Genomic DNA, 19,653 nt, shown 5'->3' with positions numbered 1-19,653 from the left:
TGACAAGTAGAATAAGTGAACGATATTTGTTATTATTTTAACGTCGTAAAAGTTAAAACAATGTCAGATATTAACATTTTAAAGAATTATAAATCATGAAACAGACAACAAAGAACATTCTGGGAGTAGGAGCAATTATTCTTCTGAGCTCAGGAGTTGCAGGATTGACAACTTACAAATTGTTGCAATCTAACGAAGCTGCCAAGGAAACATCTTTTAATGAGATGTTCAAGCAGAATCCCAATGTCAAATTGGCTGCTTTTGATGCGGTAAACGCTCAGCCGGTTGATTTGACACAAGCTGCTGAGAACTCCCTTCATGCTGTTGTACATATAAGATCTACGCAAGAATCCAAAACTAAAACGATTCAGCAGGCACCGGATATTTTCGATTTCTTCTTCGGTGACGGACGTGGACAACAGCGTCAGGTACAAACCCAGCCTCGCGTAGGTTTTGGCTCGGGAGTGATTATCTCTAAAGACGGTTATATCGTAACCAACAATCACGTGATTGAAGGTGCAGATGAAATCAGTGTGAAGCTGAATGACAATCGTGAGTTTAAAGGACGTGTAATCGGTACTGACCCGAGCACTGACCTTGCATTAGTGAAAATAGAAGGAGATGATCTGCCGACTATTCCGGTAGGTGACTCTGATGCACTGAAAGTAGGCGAGTGGGTATTGGCAGTAGGTAACCCGTTCAATCTTAACTCTACTGTAACTGCCGGTATCGTCAGCGCAAAGGCTCGTTCATTGGGTGTATATAATGGTGGTATAGAATCTTTTATCCAGACAGACGCTGCCATTAACCAGGGAAATAGTGGTGGTGCACTGGTCAATGCTAAGGGAGAACTGGTAGGTATCAACTCTGTACTTTCTTCTCCGACCGGAGCTTATGCCGGATATGGATTTGCTATTCCGACCAGCATTATGACGAAGGTTATTGCTGACCTGAAACAATATGGAACTGTGCAGCGTGCTTTGCTCGGTATCCGTGGAGGATCTATTGGCAGCAGCTTGATGGACGACAGACAACCGATTGATAAGTCCGGTACTACTTTGGCAGATAAAGCTAAGGCACTGGGTGTAGTAGAAGGAGTCTGGGTTTCTGAAATCGTTGAAGGTGGTTCGGCTGCAGGTGCTGATATCAAAGTCGATGACGTAATTATCGGTCTGGATAATAAGAAGGTTTCAAATATGGCCGACTTGCAGGAAGCTCTTGCTAAACATCGTCCTGGGGATAAGGTGAAAGTAAAACTGATGCGTGATAAGAAGGAAAAGACTGTTGAAGTAACGTTGAAGAACGAACAAGGCACAACGAAGATTGTAAAAGACGCAGGTATGGACATCCTGGGTGCTGCATTCAAAGAATTGCCGGATGACTTGAAGAAACAGTTGAACCTCGGTTATGGCCTGCAAGTGACAGGTGTTTCTTCCGGTAAGATGTCAGATGCAGGAGTCCGCAAAGGCTTCATCATCCTGAAAGCTAATGACCAGCCGATGCGCAAAGTCAGTGATCTGGAAGAAGCAATGAAAGCTGCTGTTAAGTCTCCGAATCAGGTATTGTTCCTGACAGGTGTATTCCCATCCGGTAAACGCGGATACTTTGCAGTTGATCTGACTCAGGAATAAACTATAAATTAAGGTAAGAAGATTGTAGGATAAGCTAATGAAATAGAAAAAGGATGCCGTCACACAACTTGTCGGCATTCTTTTTTGTTTTATTAGTTGAAAATATAGTGAAAAAGTTGCCTAAATATGTATGTTAACAAATTATTTGTCGTAACTTTGCACTCCAAATCTGTTTTTAAAGAATGAGACAACTAAAGATTACCAAAAGTATCACTAACAGAGAGAGCGCTTCTCTTGACAAGTATTTGCAGGAAATCGGTCGTGAGGACCTGATTACAGTCGAGGAAGAAGTGGAACTCGCTCAGCGCATTCGTAAGGGTGACCGTGTAGCATTGGAAAAACTGACACGTGCCAATCTTCGTTTCGTCGTATCTGTGGCTAAGCAGTACCAGAACCAGGGTTTGAGTTTGCCTGACTTGATTAATGAAGGCAATTTAGGACTGATCAAAGCCGCCGAAAAGTTTGATGAAACACGTGGATTCAAGTTTATCAGCTACGCTGTATGGTGGATTCGTCAGTCTATTCTGCAAGCATTGGCAGAGCAGTCGCGTATTGTTCGTCTCCCGTTGAATCAGGTAGGTTCGCTGAATAAGATCAGCAAAGCCTTCTCAAAGTTCGAACAGGAAAACGAACGGCGTCCGTCTCCCGAAGAGTTGGCAGATGAGCTGGAAATTCCGGTTGACAAGATCTCTGATACGCTAAAGGTATCCGGCCGTCATATTTCGGTGGATGCACCTTTTGTGGAAGGAGAAGACAACAGCCTGCTGGATGTGTTGGTTAATGACGATTCGCCTATGGCGGACCGCTCTCTGGTTAATGAGTCTCTTGCGAGGGAAATTGATAGAGCTCTTTCTACGTTAACCGATAGAGAAAAAGAAATCATTCAGATGTTTTTCGGTATCGGACAACAAGAAATGACATTGGAAGAAATCGGCGATAAGTTTGGTCTCACACGTGAGCGCGTTCGCCAGATTAAAGAAAAAGCAATTAGAAGACTAAGACAAAGTAATCGTAGTAAATTGCTCAAATCCTACTTGGGATAAGTGAGGAATATCAGTTTCTGAAAGAAAAAAAGAATTAGAGTCGCATAAGTTACACTTCTTGGAGTAATCATCTGAAGAAGGTACTTATGCGACTTTTTACTTAGCTGTTGTTTATCTTATACTATGCAAATTTATGAAGAAGTCTGTTCTGATATTATTCACTCTTGTGGGGATTTGTATTGGCTTTGTCGCTTACGGACGATGTACTGGGACCGCTGGTGAGCCTGCAGTTGGGACTGTTGCATCTCATGCCGTTCCTTCGCCCTCCAGCAAAGAACAGCGTTTGCAAGAGAAAGCTCTTGCTGCGAAAGCCTATTGTATAGAGAATGGATTTAATACGAATTATTGTTTTCTGATAGATTTCAGTATTCCTTCCGGTAAAAAACGTTTCTTTGTCTGGGACTTCAAAGGTGACTCCATCAAATATTCAAGTCTCTGTGCTCATGGATATGGCAAGGAGAGCACGTTGAAAAAGCCGGTATATAGTAATGTGGAAGGGAGTTATTGTTCTTCTTTGGGAAAGTATAAGGTCGGAATTCGCTCATATAGCAAATGGGGAATTAATGTGCATTATAAATTACATGGGCTGGAGCCGACAAATAGCAATGCTTTCAAACGATATATCGTACTGCATTCTTATACTCCGGTGCCGGCTTCGGAGATATCCCCCATGTATCTTCCATTAGGTATTAGCCAGGGGTGTCCTGTGATTTGTGACGAGGTAATGCGTAAAGTGGATGCTCTGCTAAAAGTCGAAAAGAAGTCCGTGTTATTATGGATATATGAATAGAAATACTAAATCTTAATGATAAATAGATGATATTTCTTCTTTTTTGTTACCTTTGCCACAATTAAAAATTTATGATATGAAATACGTAAAAATACTATTTGCAATGGCACTTGTGTTGACAATGTGCTCGGCTTTCTCTTTAAAGAAAGACCACTCTAAAACAGTTTATGCCTTCGGAATTGCTGCCTCCTTTACGGATACGGTTGTGTATTTTACGGATATTCAGATATTGGATAGTGCGAAGGTTAGCAAGGAAGGTTTCCTCACTCATCGTGATTTGTATAGCTATCAGTTGAAGAACTATGTGGAAGATAACGGACTGCAGCAGAATAGTACATGTATGATCTATTTCTCAGAAAACAGAAAGAAGCTGGAGAAAGAAGCAACGAAAATTCTGAGTAAATATAAAAGGAACAGGAATACAACAGTGACACGGATTGATACTGATAAGTTTCATTTTATAAAACCGGAAGAGTAAGAGATTTATTGTTAATATGATAAGAGATGCAAGTTTGCATCTCTTATTTTTTTATCTTTGCGGTCATAACAAATGAAGAATATGATGAAAAAGATTAAAATATTATCCCTTTTGGTGTGTTTGATTGCTCTATTTACGGCTTGTCATGATGAAGAGGATAAAACTAATTATGGTTCGCGTACTGTGTTAGTTTATATTGCGGGTGACAACTCTCTTTCTCGTTTTGCCAGTGAAGATTTAAATGAAATGATAGAAGGTATGCAGAGTGTGGATGATAATCGCAACAATCTGCTGGTTTATATGGATAAAGGTTCGAATCCCAAGCTGATTCGTTTGAGAAAAGATAAAGACGTAGTAGTGCAAGATGTTATTGCCACTTATGATGCACAGAATTCTGTCGATGTTGATGTTATGAAGAATGTTTTTACAACAGCTTTTTCTCATTATCCGGCGGACAGCTATGGTGTTGTCTTTTGGTCGCATGGTGATGGATGGCTTCCTTATAATAATCCTTCTACTCGTTGGTGGGGACAGGATACTGGTAATGGGGATAACAGAATGAATATCCCTGATTTAAATGAAGCATTATCTGTAGCTCCTCATTTTGATTTTATATTATTTGATGCTTGTTATATGCAATCTGTTGAGGTCGTTTATCAATTACGTAATCGAGCTGATTATTTTATTGGTTCTCCGACAGAAATACCAGGTCCCGGAGCCCCTTATGAGGTAGTGGTTCCTGCATTGTTTGCTGTGAATAGCCCGGCTGTTAGTATTGCAGAAAATTATTATTCTGTTTATGCTAAAAAATATAATAGTACCGGTGCCGGCATTTCAAATGAAAATTGGACAGGAGGAGTTTCGATTTCTGTTATAAAGAGTAGTGAGTTATCGGCATTAGCTGCTGCTACGAGGGATGTTTTGCAAACAGCAGTCTCTATGCAGCAGTCACATGATATCGATATTTCTAGTATATTGTGCTATGATCCTTTACGTGAAAATAATTATCATGATTTGATGGGGCTGATGCAGTCAATACAAGGAAACTCACAAGCTTTTAATCATTACAAAGAAATGTATAAGAATGCTGTTATATGGAAAAATACTACAGATAATAATTATTGTACATATTCATCGGGCTATGGTAAGATGGTTTCTATGGATGGATTTGAAGGAGTCTCTACTTATATATTGCGTGAAAATAATTCTAGCCAGGAGAAATATTATCGTCAATTTGTGGAATGGTATTCTGCTGCCGATTGGGATTCTGTTGATTGGTAGTTCTAAGGTTGGTGATATTTGATTAATAACTTATATTTATTGTTCAGCTGAAATGAAAATTCTTTTAATGAGAAATTGTTTTCGGTTTATCATATTTCTTTTGTTTAGCATTGATTTATAGCTTCTAATTTATCGAATACTTGGTGACACTATGCCGTTATTATAGTGACAGTATCTTTGTTGGATGGTGTCACTATCGTAACAGGATAGTGTCACTATCTTTTTCTAATGATATAGCTCTATAATAATGTATATAGATTCTTCCTACTTTTAAAGCTATAAAGAAAAAATCTCTTTTCGATATCCTTGTCAATCAGTAAGTTATATTTTTATTCAAAAAAAACTTGAAAAAAGAGTCGTATATATTTGGATATTGTCATTAAGTTCTCTACTTTTGCACCCGCTTTGCTAGAGAGACAGAGCCTAACAATTGACATTCTGCTAGAGAATATGGCTTCAGAAAATAAAAACAAAAAAAACTTCGAAAAAGTTTGGATGTTATCTGAAAAAGTCCTTATCTTTGCATCCGCTTTCGCTAAGAAAGCTGCGCGACAGGAGTCACGTTAGTTCTTTGAAATATTGATAAACAATACAAGTAGTACAAGAAAAAATAGAACCGTCAATGCTTGTTGGATGCATAGCAGTATGTATCTGATGACAGGTATTAATGAAGTCAATAAATTGTACGGCATCCTGAACAGAGCAAATACCATTCTTTCATAGGAATGATAACAATACTTTTACAATGAAGAGTTTGATCCTGGCTCAGGATGAACGCTAGCTACAGGCTTAACACATGCAAGTCGAGGGGCAGCATTCCAGTTTGCTTGCAAACTGGAGATGGCGACCGGCGCACGGGTGAGTAACACGTATCCAACCTGCCGATAACTCGGGGATAGCCTTTCGAAAGAAAGATTAATACCCGATGGCATAATAGAACCGCATGGTTTGATTATTAAAGAATTTCGGTTATCGATGGGGATGCGTTCCATTAGGCAGTTGGTGGGGTAACGGCCCACCAAACCTTCGATGGATAGGGGTTCTGAGAGGAAGGTCCCCCACATTGGAACTGAGACACGGTCCAAACTCCTACGGGAGGCAGCAGTGAGGAATATTGGTCAATGGACGAGAGTCTGAACCAGCCAAGTAGCGTGAAGGATGACTGCCCTATGGGTTGTAAACTTCTTTTATATGGGAATAAAGTGGTCCACGTGTGGATTTTTGTATGTACCATATGAATAAGGATCGGCTAACTCCGTGCCAGCAGCCGCGGTAATACGGAGGATCCGAGCGTTATCCGGATTTATTGGGTTTAAAGGGAGCGTAGGTGGACAGTTAAGTCAGTTGTGAAAGTTTGCGGCTCAACCGTAAAATTGCAGTTGATACTGGCTGTCTTGAGTACAGTAGAGGTGGGCGGAATTCGTGGTGTAGCGGTGAAATGCTTAGATATCACGAAGAACTCCGATTGCGAAGGCAGCTCACTGGACTGCAACTGACACTGATGCTCGAAAGTGTGGGTATCAAACAGGATTAGATACCCTGGTAGTCCACACAGTAAACGATGAATACTCGCTGTTTGCGATATACAGTAAGCGGCCAAGCGAAAGCATTAAGTATTCCACCTGGGGAGTACGCCGGCAACGGTGAAACTCAAAGGAATTGACGGGGGCCCGCACAAGCGGAGGAACATGTGGTTTAATTCGATGATACGCGAGGAACCTTACCCGGGCTTAAATTGCATTTGAATAATCAAGAAATTGGTTAGTCGTAAGACAAATGTGAAGGTGCTGCATGGTTGTCGTCAGCTCGTGCCGTGAGGTGTCGGCTTAAGTGCCATAACGAGCGCAACCCTTATCTTCAGTTACTAACAGGTCATGCTGAGGACTCTGGAGAGACTGCCGTCGTAAGATGTGAGGAAGGTGGGGATGACGTCAAATCAGCACGGCCCTTACGTCCGGGGCTACACACGTGTTACAATGGGGGGTACAGAAGGCCGCTACCTGGTGACAGGATGCTAATCCCAAAAGCCTCTCTCAGTTCGGATCGAAGTCTGCAACCCGACTTCGTGAAGCTGGATTCGCTAGTAATCGCGCATCAGCCATGGCGCGGTGAATACGTTCCCGGGCCTTGTACACACCGCCCGTCAAGCCATGAAAGCCGGGGGTACCTGAAGTACGTAACCGCAAGGAGCGTCCTAGGGTAAAACTGGTAATTGGGGCTAAGTCGTAACAAGGTAGCCGTACCGGAAGGTGCGGCTGGAACACCTCCTTTCTGGAGTGATGCCGTTACAATGACTTTCATCGGTTCTATAATTGTACTACTGGTACTTGTTTATTTATAACATATAGATCAACCATCTATAGAAGTATAGATAGAGATAAACAAGAGAAATAAAGAAGCCGAGTCTAACATATCAGGTAGACAAGGTTGAACTAGTCCTATAGCTCAGTTGGTTAGAGCGCTACACTGATAATGTAGAGGTCGGCAGTTCAACTCTGCCTGGGACTACTTCGAGAAAGAAAATGAAAACTGCAGTGATCGGCATATATCCTTTTCCTGCGTCCTTGTTCATTCTTCTTTATCTTCGGGGGATTAGCTCAGCTGGCTAGAGCATCTGCCTTGCACGCAGAGGGTCAACGGTTCGAATCCGTTATTCTCCACCATCTCTGAACATAGAGAAACGATCTTTGACATGATGTACAAAAAGTAAAATTTAGTAAAGAGCTAAAAGTATATATCGAACCGTACGTAACAGATATGGTACATGGCTGTTGAGAATGCAGAAGCATTTTCGAAATTCCATTCTCCATCATCGGTTAAGTAAGTTTGAAAGAAAGTAAGCAAGGGCGCATGGCGGATGCCTTGGCTCTCGGAGGCGATGAAGGACGTGATAAGCTGCGATAAGCTCTGGGTAGGTGCAAATAACCTTTGATCCAGAGATTTCCGAATGGGACAACCCGGCATTCTGAAGGAATGTCATCCATCTTTGATGGAGGCTAACGCAGGGAACTGAAACATCTTAGTACCTGTAGGAAAAGAAAATAATAATGATTCCCCTAGTAGTGGCGAGCGAACGGGGAATAGCCCAAACCACCCATGTTACGGCATGTGTGGGGTTGTAGGACCACGATATCGCAAGACATCTGATGAATAGAATCCTCTGGAAAGTGGAACCATAGACGGTGATAGTCCTGTATATGAAGTCAGATTAAGCGTAGTGGTATCCTGAGTAGCGCGGGACACGAGAAATCTTGCGTGAATCTGCCGGGACCATCCGGTAAGGCTAAATACTCCCGAGAGACCGATAGCGAACCAGTACTGTGAAGGAAAGGTGAAAAGCACTTCGAACAGAAGAGTGAAATAGTCCCTGAAACCGTGCGCCTACAAGCGGTCGGAGCTGCGTAAGCAGTGACGGCGTGCCTTTTGCATAATGAACCTACGAGTTACTTTTTCCGGCAAGGTTAAGCATCTTGAGATGCGCAGCCGAAGCGAAAGCGAGTCTGAACAGGGCGTCGAGTCGGAAGGAGTAGACGCGAAACCAAGTGATCTACCCTTGGTCAGGTTGAAGGTTAGGTAACACTAACTGGAGGACCGAACCGATAAGCGTTGAAAAGCTTCCGGATGAACTGAGGGTGGGGGTGAAAGGCTAATCAAACTTGGAGATAGCTCGTACTCCCCGAAATGCATTTAGGTGCAGCCTTGTGAGTTACTAATGTGAGGTAGAGCGACTGATAAGATGCGAGGGCTTCACCGCCTATCAAGTCTTGATAAACTCCGAATGCGCATTAGTTCTATCACAGGAGTGAGGGCATGGGTGCTAAGGTCCATGTCCTAAAGGAGAAGAATCCAGACCATCAGCTAAGGTCCCGAAATAAACACTAAGTTGAACTAACGAAGTCAGATTGCTAAGACAGCTAGGATGTTGGCTTGGAAGCAGCCATTCATTTAAAGAGTGCGTAACAGCTCACTAGTCGAGGAGTTTGGCGTGGATAATAATCGGGCATCAAGTGTTTTACCGAAGCTATGGGATCCGTAAGGATCGGTAGGGGAGCATTCCACTCAGCGTCGAAGGTGAAGCGTGAGCTTTGCTGGAGCGTGTGGAAAAGCAAATGTAGGTATAAGTAACGATAAAGGGGGTGAGAAACCCCCTCGCCGAAAGACTAAGGTTTCCTGATCAACGCTAATCGGATCAGGGTTAGTCGGGTCCTAAGGCTCAGCCGAACGGTGAGGCCGATGGCAGAACAGGTTAATATTCCTGTACTACCTTAAGGAGTGACGTGGAGACGGAGGCGTGACAGCGCCGCGGACTGACGGAATAGTCCGTTGAAGGGTGTAGATGTTGATTATCCCAGGCAAATCCGGGATAAGAGTCGAACCTGATAGTATGGAGCGTTCTTCGGAACAATCCAATAGTGCGTGTAATCATACTCCCAAGAAAATCCGCTAAACTTAATCCTTAAGGTACCCGTACCGCAAACGGACACACGTAGTCGGGTTGAATATACTAAGGCGCTTGAGTGATTCACGGTTAAGGAACTAGGCAAATTGACCCTGTAACTTCGGGATAAAGGGTCCCAACGAGAGTTGGGCGCAGAGAATAGGTCCAGGCAACTGTTTAACAAAAACACAGGGCTGTGCGAAATTGAAAGATAATGTATACAGCCTGACACCTGCCCGGTGCTGGAAGGTTAAGAGGAGATGTCATCGCAAGAGAAGCATTGAATTGAAGCCCCAGTAAACGGCGGCCGTAACTATAACGGTCCTAAGGTAGCGAAATTCCTTGTCGGGTAAGTTCCGACCTGCACGAATGGTGTAATGATCTGGACACTGTCTCAACCGTGAGCTCAGTGAAATTGTAGTATCGGTGAAGATGCCGATTACCCGCGATGGGACGAAAAGACCCCGTGAACCTTTACTATAGCTTAACATTGAATTTGGGTAATTGATGTGTAGGATAGGCCGGAGACTTTGAAGCGCAGACGCCAGTTTGTGTGGAGTCGCTGTTGAAATACGGCCCTTTGATTATTTGAGTTCTAACTCGTTGATACGAGGACACTGTTTGGTGGGTAGTTTGACTGGGGTGGTCGCCTCCAAAATAGTAACGGAGGCTTCTAAAGGTGCCCTCAGGACGATTGGTAACCGTCCGCAGAGTGTAATGGCATAAGGGCGCTTGACTGGGAGACTTACAAGTCGATCAGGTAGGAAACTAGAGCATAGTGATCCGGTGTTTCCGTATGGAAGGGACATCGCTCAAAGGATAAAAGGTACTCCGGGGATAACAGGCTGATCCCTCCCAAGAGCTCATATCGACGGAGGGGTTTGGCACCTCGATGTCGGCTCGTCACATCCTGGGGCTGGAGAAGGTCCCAAGGGTTGGGCTGTTCGCCCATTAAAGTGGCACGCGAGCTGGGTTCAGAACGTCGTGAGACAGTTCGGTCTCTATCTATCGTGGGCGTATGAAATTTGCGTGGCTCTGACACTAGTACGAGAGGACCGTGTTGGACTGACCGCTGGTTTACCAGTTGTGCCGCCAGGTGCATTGCTGGGTATCTAAGTCGGGATTGGATAAGTGCTGAAAGCATCTAAGTACGAAGCCAGCCACAAGATTAGATTTCTTAGGGTCGTTAAAGACGATGACGTTGATAGGATGCAGGTGTAAAGGTGGTAACATCAAAGCCGAGCATTACTAATTGCCCGTCCACTTTCTTCCGGCTTTGTACGGATTGGATATATACGTTTAGCGATCGTATCAGCAAGTTCATTAAATTGGATTTTTGATATCTTACTTGAATTTTACTTTTCATCATGTCATAACCTTATTGAATTCATTCAGGTGGTTATAGCACGAGGGTTCCACCTCTTCCCATTCCGAACAGAGAAGTTAAGCCTCGTCACGCCGATGGTACTGCGTAACAGTGGGAGAGTAGGTAGCCGCCGTTTTAAAGAGTCCCCGCCAGTCTTTATTGACTGGCGGGGATTTCTGTATTTATACCCATCCATCATCTTTGCTATATTCTATCTTTTATCTTTATAAAGCCATATATTAGCTTCATTTTAGTTCAATCGGATTCGAATGATTCCTGCTTTTAAAACGTCTTATTCTATCGAAATCATATTCTCTCCTGTTGATTTTCTGTAGTTTGATCTAATTTATTTTCCTTTTCTTTTGTTTTCTCAGAACAAATGCATACTTTTGTAGTGTACTATTGAACTAATACACTTAGAGCCATATATTAGCTCTAACAGCTAAAAAAATAATATTATGATTAAAGTTGAGAATTTATCTTTTACTTATCCCAAATCAAAGCACATGGTATTACACGACTTTTCTTTTTCTTTAGAGGCAGGTCGGGTTTATGGACTGTTGGGACGTAATGGGGCAGGGAAATCAACTCTCCTTTATTTGATGACTGGATTATTGACTCCGAAAAAAGGGAAAATAATGTACCATGATATAAATGTCCGTTCTCGTCTGCCAATGACATTGCAGGATATGTTCTTGGTTCCGGAAGAATTTGAATTACCTTCTATATCATTGAAAAAGTATATTGACTTGAATGCTCCTTTTTATCCAAACTTTAGCAAAGAGGATATGTATAAGTATCTTCATTGTTTTGAAATGGATATGGATGTGAATTTAGGAGCACTTTCTATGGGGCAAAAAAAGAAAGTATTTATGAGTTTTGCTTTAGCTACCAATACTTCTCTTTTATTGATGGATGAACCGACAAATGGATTGGATATTCCGGGAAAGAGCCAGTTTCGCAAATTTATGGCATCGGGGATGACAGATAATAAAACAATTGTGATTTCAACTCATCAGATACGTGATATAGACAAAATGCTGGATTCTGTTATGATCATGGATGAAAGCCGGGTATTATTGAATGAATCGACAGTGCATATATGCGAGAAATTGTGCTTTAAGGAAAGTGATGACCGTAGTCTGATTGATAAAGCGCTTTTTGCCGTTCCTTCTTTGCATGGGAATAGTTTGCTTTTACTGAATGAACACAACGAAGATTCAGATATCAACATAGAACTGCTATTTAATGCAATACTGGCACAACCACAAAAGATTGCTAATTTGTTTCACGCTCAAGAAGAATAGATTATGATAAAGGATACATTTTTTAGTTTTTCTCGCTTTGGAAAATTATGCCGTAAAGAGATTTTAGAGAATTGGAAGTTGTATGTGCTTCAGTTGTTGGTAATGTATTTAATAATGGCAATTATATTGATTTGGTATAGCTATACTGATTATAGTAGTTTTAATATACTTACTAAAACAAATGATTTAAATGTTCATATATTTACGTTGGTCTTTTGGATGTGGTCTTGGTGGGCATTTATGTGCTTGGGAACTTCTTTTGCATTTAAAACCATGAAATGTAAAACAGGTCGTATTACAATGTTGATGATTCCTGCTACTGTCTTTGAGAAGTTTTTCTTTCGATGGCTGGTATATGTGCTTATTCTTCCTTTACTTATTTTTCTATCTATTTGGCTGGCGGATTATACACGTGTACTTTTTTATTCTGCAATATATTCAGAAATACCTTTTATTGAAGTTACTGACTTCAAACACTTTGTTGGTCAGGGAGATGGAGGGTATTCACTATGCCATAGTTGGAAAGATGGTTCTTTGCTAATATTACTTAATGTATATATTCAATCATTGTTTTTACTGGGGAGTATTGTTTGGCCTAAGAACTCTTTTATAAAAACACTTATTAGTATTGTGCTTGTTGCCTTTCTTTATAATTGGGGAGTAGTAGCTTTCACTCGTTTTTCAGAGAATAGTACTCTTTCAACCTTGATTTTGTTTTTCTTTAAGTGGGGATATATTTTATTCCCAATATTGACTATTATAAATTGGACATTGACTTATTTCCGCTTGAAAGAGTCGGAAGTAATCCATCGAATATAGAAAAGGAGGGTATGTATGAATTTTAAAGAAAGCAGAGCAATATATTTACAGATAGCCGACCGTATTTGTGATGATATCTTGTTGGGACAATACGAGGAAGAAGGACGTATCCCTTCTGTCAGGGAATATGCGTCTATTGTAGAAGTGAATGCAAATACAGTAATGCGTTCGTATGAGTATCTTCAGTCTCAGGAGGTGATTTACAATAAAAGAGGGATTGGCTTTTTTGTAGCGTCCGGGGCAAAGATGCTGATTCATTCATTGCGAAAAGAGCAATTCTTAAAAGAAGAAGTCGGCAGCTTTTTCAGGCAACTTTATACACTTGGTATTTCTATCAAAGAAATAGAGAAGATGTATTATGAGTTTATACAAAGACAAAATCAATAATAAACAGATAAGATATGAAACGCACAACATATATAATAATAGGACTTTTTGTATTGGGCTTATTCTTTATACCTATCCTTCTGCAGACACCTGGCGGTGAGAAAACCGATAATCGTTTATCAATGGAAGGTGAGCGGACTGAAATAGAAATGACGGGAATCCGTCATGTGAAGGTTGTTGAAAAGTTAGGGAAGATAGATAAAGATCATATAGGCGTATTAGGTAAGTTGGATGTGGAAGCCTCTCACTCTTCAGGTAAGAGTATATTTGTGTATCCGAAAAGTCAATATTTGCATGTGACACAAGAAGGGGATTGCTTATTGATTGAAATTAATCTGGATAATGAAGATATCTATCAGGTAATTAGACAGGTAGAAAATGGATGCAGATTGGTTTTAGATGGTTTGAATCTGGAATTGAAAACGGATTCAACATTGTTATCTATTGAGAATCGTGCGGCTAGGCTGGATATTAATGTAAGGAAATTGTGTTTGGACTCTTTATATCTCTTTAATGACGAATGGCAGAATATCTCATTGACTTCTTGTCGCTTTCGTTCGTTGGATATAAAAGGAGAGAAGTTGCAATTGAAAGCTGAGCGGGTAGAGGCAACAAACTATTATGAAGAGTTAGGGACTTTTAGAAGTCGTGAGACTACTCAGTTTATGGTTGAGAATCTGTATTTATCAGGAAAAGATTCGCATAAGTATCGGCCAGGTATGAATTGTAATCGTATCTTCTGGAGTCCTCAGGTCAGAGATGCAGAACTTGAGCTGACCTTGAATCAGAAGAGTGAGATCATATTGAATCGTTGAACATAAATGAAAAGGAAATGAAAGTCATAAAGTCTATTGCAGTTTTAAGTCTGTCAGCTTGTTTGTTTGCTTGTACTTCCAAACCTGATTTAGACGGATTTCGGAAGGTAGATATTAGTAATAATATGCTGGATACGATGCCGGAAGGCAGATTGAGTAATTATAAAGAAACGATAGAGAAAACTTATTTATTGGGGTGTCTGGTATTGAGTACAGCGGGTAGTTCGTCAGAAAGCTCTCCGGCTCAGTTGAAAGAATGGAAGGAGGCTCTGAGTATGCCCGATACGATAAAGCCGATATATAGGGAGAGACTGTGGGACTTTGTTTTTTATCCCCAGATTACTTATGAAGTTGAATCTAAGTATTTGGGTATTTATCAACGAAGAAAAACAGTAATTAAAGGTATCGGGCTTGATATGATAACAGGAGAAGAAGAAAAATATATCAAATCGAGACAAAAGTAGTTTTTGAGTATTTTATTCATTATAATATTTTAAAGCAGGTGTCATTTAGTAATATTACTAGGATATAACCGGAATAAAATTGGTGTAAAAGTGTGATTTTATAAGAAGAGAGGCGTTTTCTTTGCGTCTTTCTCTTTTTTATCAAATTGATTTTTGTAAATTTGGCGAGAATCTTACAGAGACACACAGTTAATATAGTAATAATACTAAATACTCCTGTTAATATGGAAAACAAAATTCAAGAGTTGACCGATAAGATTTATCGTGAAGGCGTGGAAAAGGGAAACGAGGAAGCGCAGAGACTTATCGCGAATGCTCAGGAAGAAGCAAAGAAGATTATTGAAGATGCTCGTAAAGAAGCTGACTCAATTGTTGCTGCCTCTCGTAAATCTGCTGATGAACTGGCAGATAATACAAAATCAGAGTTAAAACTATTTTCCGGTCAGGCTGTCAATGCACTCAAATCCGAGATTGCAACGATGGTCACTGACAAGTTGATAACCGCTTCTGTGAAGGATTTCGCTCAGGATAAGGATTATCTGAATGCGTTTATCGTTGCGCTGGCATCCAAATGGAGTGTAGATGAACCTATTGTCATCTCAACGGCTGACGCTGAATCACTGAAAAAGTATTTCGCAGCTCATGCAAAAGCTCTGCTGGATAAAGGTGTGACTATCGAACAAGTGAACGGTATCAAAACTTTATTCACGGTTTCTCCGGCGGACGGTTCATATAAGGTGAACTTCGGAGAAGAAGAATTCATGAATTACTTCAAAGCGTTCTTGCGTCCTCAATTGGTAGAAATGCTATTTTAAAAGAAGCGACTATGAGTAGTAAATACTATTACTTGGTAGCCGGTTTGCCGGAGCTCACTCTGGAGGACAGTAAACTGAGCTATACAGTAGCCGATTTTAAAACCGAAATCTACAGTGGATTGTCTGCTTCAGACCAGAAGTTGATTGACCTGTTCTATCTGAAGTTTGATAATGCCAACGTGTTGAAACTCCTCAAAGACAAAGAGGCGGAAATAGACAAACGGGGAAACTATTCTGCTGCGGAACTCACCGAGTATATTTCTATTCTGAAAGAAGGCGGTGAGATCAGTCCTAAAGAATTCCCTTCCTATTTATCTACTTTTATTTCCGACTATCTGAATACTCCGGCTGAAAGCATGGTGTTGCAGGAAGACCATCTGGCTGCTCTGTATTATGAACATGCTATGAAATGCGGAAATAAGTTCGTCTCTTCCTGGTTTGAATTCAATCTGAACATTAATAATATTCTTGTTGCATTTACAGCCCGTAAATTCAAATGGGATATTGTTTCCTATATTGTAGGAAATACGGAAGTGTGCGAAGCTTTGCGTACATCCAGTGCCCGCGATTTTGGTTTGTCCGGTGAAGTGGATGTTTTTGAATCGCTGGTGAAGATCAGTGAGATTACGGAACTGGTGGAACGTGAAAAGAAATTGGATGCTCTGCGGTGGAACTGGATGGAAGATGCTATCTTCTTCGATTATTTCACTGTAGAACGTATTTTCGCTTTCTTACTGAAGCTGGAAATGATTGAGCGTTGGATTTCATTGGATAAGGAAAGAGGAAATCAATTGTTCCGAAGCATTATTGAATCGCTGAAGAATGAGGTACAGATTCCCGCAGAATTCAGATAATAAATTTAAAAAAATATATGGCAACAAAAGGAACTGTTAGTGGCGTTATTGCCAACATGGTGACCCTCGTCGTTGACGGCCCGGTAGCTCAGAATGAGATTTGTTATATCTCTACCGGTGGCGATAGATTGATGGCGGAGGTGATTAAGGTTGTAGGTTCGCATGTGTATGTTCAGGTGTTCGAAAGCACACGTGGACTGAAGGTGGGCGCCGAAGCCGAATTTACAGGACACATGCTTGAAGTGACCTTGGGTCCGGGTATGTTATCGAAAAACTATGACGGTCTGCAAAACGACCTTGACAAGATGGACGGTGTTTTCCTGAAAAGAGGACAATATACATATCCGTTGGATAAAGAACGTATATGGCATTTTGTTCCGATGGTGAGCGCCGGTGATAAAGTGGTGGCTTCCGCATGGCTGGGACAAGTGGATGAAAACTTCCAGCCGCTGAAAATTATGGCTCCGTTTACTATGAATGGAACGGCTACCGTCAAAACGATTATGCCCGAAGGGGATTATAAAATAGAAGATACAATTGCTATTCTGACAGACGAGGAAGGAAATGACATTCCGGTGACTATGATTCAGAAATGGCCGGTGAAACGGGCTATGACGAATTATAAAGAAAAACCGCGTCCTTTCAAATTGCTGGAGACCGGTGTACGTGTTATTGATACGCTGAACCCGATTGTAGAAGGTGGTACGGGATTTATCCCCGGTCCGTTCGGTACAGGCAAGACAGTGCTTCAGCATGCTATTTCCAAACAGGCAGAAGCGGATATCGTAATTATCGCGGCTTGTGGTGAACGTGCAAACGAGGTTGTGGAAATCTTTACGGAATTCCCGGAACTGGTTGACCCGCATACGGGGCGTAAGCTGATGGAACGTACAATCATTATCGCGAATACTTCTAACATGCCGGTAGCAGCCCGTGAAGCGTCTGTATATACAGCTATGTCATTGGCTGAATATTATCGTTCGATGGGATTGAAAGTATTGCTGATGGCTGACTCTACTTCCCGTTGGGCACAGGCATTGCGTGAAATGTCCAACCGTATGGAAGAATTGCCCGGACCGGATGCGTTCCCAATGGATATTTCTGCTATTATTTCTAACTTCTATGGCCGTGCAGGTTATGTAAAACTGAATAACGACGAGACCGGCTCAATTACTTTTATCGGTACGGTGTCACCTGCCGGAGGTAACTTGAAGGAGCCTGTAACAGAAAACACAAAGAAGGTAGCCCGTTGTTTCTACGCACTGGAACAGGACCGTGCCGACAAGAAACGTTATCCGGCTGTGAATCCGATTGACTCATATTCCAAATATATCGAATATCCGGAATTTGAAGAATATATCAAAGATCATATCAATGATGAATGGATCGGTAAAGTGAATGAGCTTAAAACCCGTTTGCAGCGTGGTAAAGAAATTGCCGAACAAATCAACATTCTGGGTGATGACGGTGTACCTGTAGAATACCATGTTATCTTCTGGAAATCTGAACTGATCGACTTCGTAATCCTGCAGCAGGATGCCTTTGATGAGGTGGACTCGGTAACTCCGATGGAACGTCAGGAAGCTATTCTGAATATGATCATAGATATCTGTCATACAGAATTTGAATTTGAAAACTTCAATGAGGTAATGGATTACTTCAAGAAAATGATCAATGTCTGTAAGCAGATGAACTACTCGAAGTTCAAATCAGAGCAGTACGAAGGGTTCCAGCAGCAATTAAAAGAACTGATTGTCGAAAGAAGCGTTAAATAGTAAATTGTAAATAGCTAAATTGTAAATATATAGATGGCAACAAAAGCTTTTCAAAAGATATATACCAAGATTACTCAGATTACCAAGGCTACTTGTTCGCTGAAAGCGACAGGAGTAGGGTATGACGAGCTTGCCACTGTGAACGGTAAACTGGCACAGGTGGTTAAGATTGCCGGTGACGATGTCACTCTGCAGGTATTTGAAGGTACGGAAGGTATTCCTACCAACGCTGAAGTAGTGTTCCTCGGCAAATCGCCTACGTTGAAGGTGAGTGAGCAGTTGGCAGGACGTTTCTTCAATGCTTTCGGTGATCCGATTGACGGAGGTCCGGAAATTGAAGGACAGGAAGTGGAAATCGGTGGTCCGTCAGTGAATCCGGTGCGTCGTAAACAACCGTCGGAGTTGATTGCAACGGGTATTGCCGGCATCGACTTGAATAATACACTGGTATCCGGCCAGAAGATTCCGTTCTTTGCCGACCCTGACCAGCCTTTTAATCAGGTGATGGCAAACGTGGCATTGCGTGCTGAAACAGATAAGATTATTCTGGGCGGTATGGGTATGACCAACGATGACTACCTGTACTTTAAGAACGTATTCTCTAATGCCGGTGCTCTCGACCGTATTGTGAGTTTCATGAATACAACGGAAAATCCTCCGGTAGAACGTTTGTTGATTCCGGATATGGCATTGACCGCTGCTGAATATTTCGCTGTAAACAATAATGAGAAAGTACTGGTACTGCTAACTGATATGACCAGCTACGCCGATGCGTTGGCAATCGTATCTAACCGTATGGACCAGATTCCGTCTAAAGACTCTATGCCGGGTTCGCTCTATTCGGACTTGGCGAAGATTTACGAAAAGGCGGTACAGTTCCCTTCCGGTGGTTCTATTACGATTATTGCAGTGACGACATTGTCCGGTGGCGATATCACGCACGCTGTGCCTGATAATACGGGTTATATTACGGAAGGACAGTTGTTCTTGCGTCGTGACAGTGATATCGGTAAGGTCATTGTTGACCCGTTCCGTTCATTGTCTCGTCTGAAACAGCTGGTAACCGGTAAAAAGACACGTAAAGACCATCCGCAGGTGATGAATGCCGCTGTACGTCTGTATGCCGATGCTGCAAATGCAAAGACTAAGATGGAAAACGGTTTTGACCTGACCAATTACGACGAACGTACGTTGGCTTTTGCGAAGGACTATTCTAACCAGTTGCTGGCCATTGATGTCAACCTTGATACTACTGAAATGCTGGATGTGGCCTGGGGCTTGTTCGGTGAATATTTCCGTCCGGAAGAAGTGAATATCAAGAAGGAACTTGTTGACCAATACTGGCCGAAAGGTGAATAATTAGCAACTAGTAATTTATAACTAATAATTA

At 41.7% G+C, this 19,653-nt stretch carries 14 protein-coding genes, 2 tRNA genes and 3 rRNA genes; all 19 read left to right on the top strand.

Going from position 1 to position 19,653, the window contains the following annotated elements:
• The first annotated feature begins 95 nt into the window (after positions 1-95).
• The 19 genes from K6V30_RS19735 to K6V30_RS19645 all read left to right on the top strand — a co-directional run bounded on the left by K6V30_RS19735 (position 96) and on the right by K6V30_RS19645 (position 19,622).
• Positions 96-1,631, top strand: coding sequence for a trypsin-like peptidase domain-containing protein (locus tag K6V30_RS19735; RefSeq protein WP_010538536.1), 1,536 nt, complete (start codon positions 96-98; stop codon positions 1,629-1,631).
• Positions 1,632-1,813: 182 nt separating this feature from the next.
• Positions 1,814-2,674: a sigma-70 family RNA polymerase sigma factor gene (locus K6V30_RS19730; RefSeq protein ID WP_002561589.1), complete on the top strand. Its 861-nt coding sequence runs from the start codon at positions 1,814-1,816 to the stop codon at positions 2,672-2,674.
• Between the two features lie 133 nt (positions 2,675-2,807).
• Positions 2,808-3,464 (top strand): murein L,D-transpeptidase catalytic domain-containing protein, encoded by a 657-nt coding sequence (locus K6V30_RS19725; RefSeq protein WP_010538535.1) that lies wholly within the window; start codon positions 2,808-2,810, stop codon positions 3,462-3,464.
• Between the two features lie 76 nt (positions 3,465-3,540).
• Positions 3,541-3,942, top strand: a complete 402-nt coding sequence (locus tag K6V30_RS19720) for a hypothetical protein (RefSeq protein WP_008762460.1) — start codon at positions 3,541-3,543, stop codon at positions 3,940-3,942.
• An 81-nt stretch (positions 3,943-4,023) separates the two neighbouring features.
• The gene (locus K6V30_RS19715; RefSeq protein ID WP_081030763.1) at positions 4,024-5,223 is read left to right on the top strand and encodes a clostripain-related cysteine peptidase; all 1,200 of its coding nucleotides are present in this window, start codon (positions 4,024-4,026) and stop codon (positions 5,221-5,223) included.
• Positions 5,224-5,965: 742 nt separating this feature from the next.
• Positions 5,966-7,494: ribosomal RNA gene (locus tag K6V30_RS19710) — 16S ribosomal RNA — on the top strand.
• Between the two features lie 163 nt (positions 7,495-7,657).
• Positions 7,658-7,731 (top strand) — tRNA-Ile (locus K6V30_RS19705).
• A 78-nt stretch (positions 7,732-7,809) separates the two neighbouring features.
• Positions 7,810-7,886, top strand: a tRNA-Ala gene (locus K6V30_RS19700).
• Positions 7,887-8,053: 167 nt separating this feature from the next.
• Positions 8,054-10,933 (top strand): 23S ribosomal RNA (locus K6V30_RS19695).
• A gap of 119 nt (positions 10,934-11,052) precedes the next feature.
• Positions 11,053-11,163, top strand: a 5S ribosomal RNA gene (rrf, locus tag K6V30_RS19690).
• Together the 16S, 23S and 5S rRNA genes with 2 tRNA genes alongside form the textbook arrangement of a ribosomal RNA operon.
• Before the next feature lie 322 nt (positions 11,164-11,485).
• Positions 11,486-12,334: an ABC transporter ATP-binding protein gene (locus K6V30_RS19685; RefSeq protein WP_010538533.1), complete on the top strand. Its 849-nt coding sequence runs from the start codon at positions 11,486-11,488 to the stop codon at positions 12,332-12,334.
• Positions 12,335-12,337: 3 nt separating this feature from the next.
• Positions 12,338-13,153, top strand: a complete 816-nt coding sequence (locus tag K6V30_RS19680; RefSeq protein ID WP_010538532.1) for a hypothetical protein — start codon at positions 12,338-12,340, stop codon at positions 13,151-13,153.
• Positions 13,154-13,168: 15 nt separating this feature from the next.
• Entirely contained in the window at positions 13,169-13,540 is a 372-nt protein-coding gene (locus K6V30_RS19675) for a GntR family transcriptional regulator (protein ID WP_010538531.1), read from the top strand.
• A 14-nt stretch (positions 13,541-13,554) separates the two neighbouring features.
• Complete coding sequence (locus tag K6V30_RS19670; RefSeq protein ID WP_055269600.1) at positions 13,555-14,355, top strand: hypothetical protein; 801 nt, start codon at positions 13,555-13,557, stop codon at positions 14,353-14,355.
• Positions 14,356-14,372: 17 nt separating this feature from the next.
• A complete protein-coding gene (locus K6V30_RS19665; protein ID WP_011107696.1) occupies positions 14,373-14,819 on the top strand; it encodes a hypothetical protein in 447 nt (148 codons plus the stop codon).
• 224 nt (positions 14,820-15,043) lie between these two features.
• A complete protein-coding gene (locus tag K6V30_RS19660) occupies positions 15,044-15,634 on the top strand; it encodes a hypothetical protein (RefSeq protein WP_010538528.1) in 591 nt (196 codons plus the stop codon).
• An 11-nt stretch (positions 15,635-15,645) separates the two neighbouring features.
• Entirely contained in the window at positions 15,646-16,488 is an 843-nt protein-coding gene (locus K6V30_RS19655) for a DUF2764 domain-containing protein (RefSeq protein WP_010538527.1), read from the top strand.
• A gap of 17 nt (positions 16,489-16,505) precedes the next feature.
• Complete coding sequence (locus tag K6V30_RS19650) at positions 16,506-18,263, top strand: V-type ATP synthase subunit A (protein WP_055269601.1); 1,758 nt, start codon at positions 16,506-16,508, stop codon at positions 18,261-18,263.
• Positions 18,264-18,296: 33 nt separating this feature from the next.
• The gene (locus K6V30_RS19645) at positions 18,297-19,622 is read left to right on the top strand and encodes a V-type ATP synthase subunit B (protein ID WP_008762991.1); all 1,326 of its coding nucleotides are present in this window, start codon (positions 18,297-18,299) and stop codon (positions 19,620-19,622) included.
• Positions 19,623-19,653: the final 31 nt, after the last annotated feature.

The sequence above is a fragment of the Bacteroides faecis genome (genome assembly GCF_020091505.1).
Lineage (GTDB): Bacteria > Bacteroidota > Bacteroidia > Bacteroidales > Bacteroidaceae > Bacteroides > Bacteroides faecis.
This window is presented reverse-complemented; position numbering and strand designations above follow the sequence as displayed.

Coding starts and splice junctions, on each gene's coding strand:
- K6V30_RS19660 (WP_010538528.1), top strand. CDS start 15,044: ATGGAAAACAAAATTCAAGAGTTGACCGATAAGATTTATCGTGAAGGC.
- K6V30_RS19675 (WP_010538531.1), top strand. CDS start 13,169: ATGAATTTTAAAGAAAGCAGAGCAATATATTTACAGATAGCCGACCGT.
- K6V30_RS19655 (WP_010538527.1), top strand. CDS start 15,646: ATGAGTAGTAAATACTATTACTTGGTAGCCGGTTTGCCGGAGCTCACT.
- K6V30_RS19685 (WP_010538533.1), top strand. CDS start 11,486: ATGATTAAAGTTGAGAATTTATCTTTTACTTATCCCAAATCAAAGCAC.
- K6V30_RS19725 (WP_010538535.1), top strand. CDS start 2,808: ATGAAGAAGTCTGTTCTGATATTATTCACTCTTGTGGGGATTTGTATT.
- K6V30_RS19665 (WP_011107696.1), top strand. CDS start 14,373: ATGAAAGTCATAAAGTCTATTGCAGTTTTAAGTCTGTCAGCTTGTTTG.
- K6V30_RS19720 (WP_008762460.1), top strand. CDS start 3,541: ATGAAATACGTAAAAATACTATTTGCAATGGCACTTGTGTTGACAATG.
- K6V30_RS19645 (WP_008762991.1), top strand. CDS start 18,297: ATGGCAACAAAAGCTTTTCAAAAGATATATACCAAGATTACTCAGATT.
- K6V30_RS19715 (WP_081030763.1), top strand. CDS start 4,024: ATGATGAAAAAGATTAAAATATTATCCCTTTTGGTGTGTTTGATTGCT.
- K6V30_RS19650 (WP_055269601.1), top strand. CDS start 16,506: ATGGCAACAAAAGGAACTGTTAGTGGCGTTATTGCCAACATGGTGACC.
- K6V30_RS19735 (WP_010538536.1), top strand. CDS start 96: ATGAAACAGACAACAAAGAACATTCTGGGAGTAGGAGCAATTATTCTT.
- K6V30_RS19730 (WP_002561589.1), top strand. CDS start 1,814: ATGAGACAACTAAAGATTACCAAAAGTATCACTAACAGAGAGAGCGCT.
- K6V30_RS19680 (WP_010538532.1), top strand. CDS start 12,338: ATGATAAAGGATACATTTTTTAGTTTTTCTCGCTTTGGAAAATTATGC.
- K6V30_RS19670 (WP_055269600.1), top strand. CDS start 13,555: ATGAAACGCACAACATATATAATAATAGGACTTTTTGTATTGGGCTTA.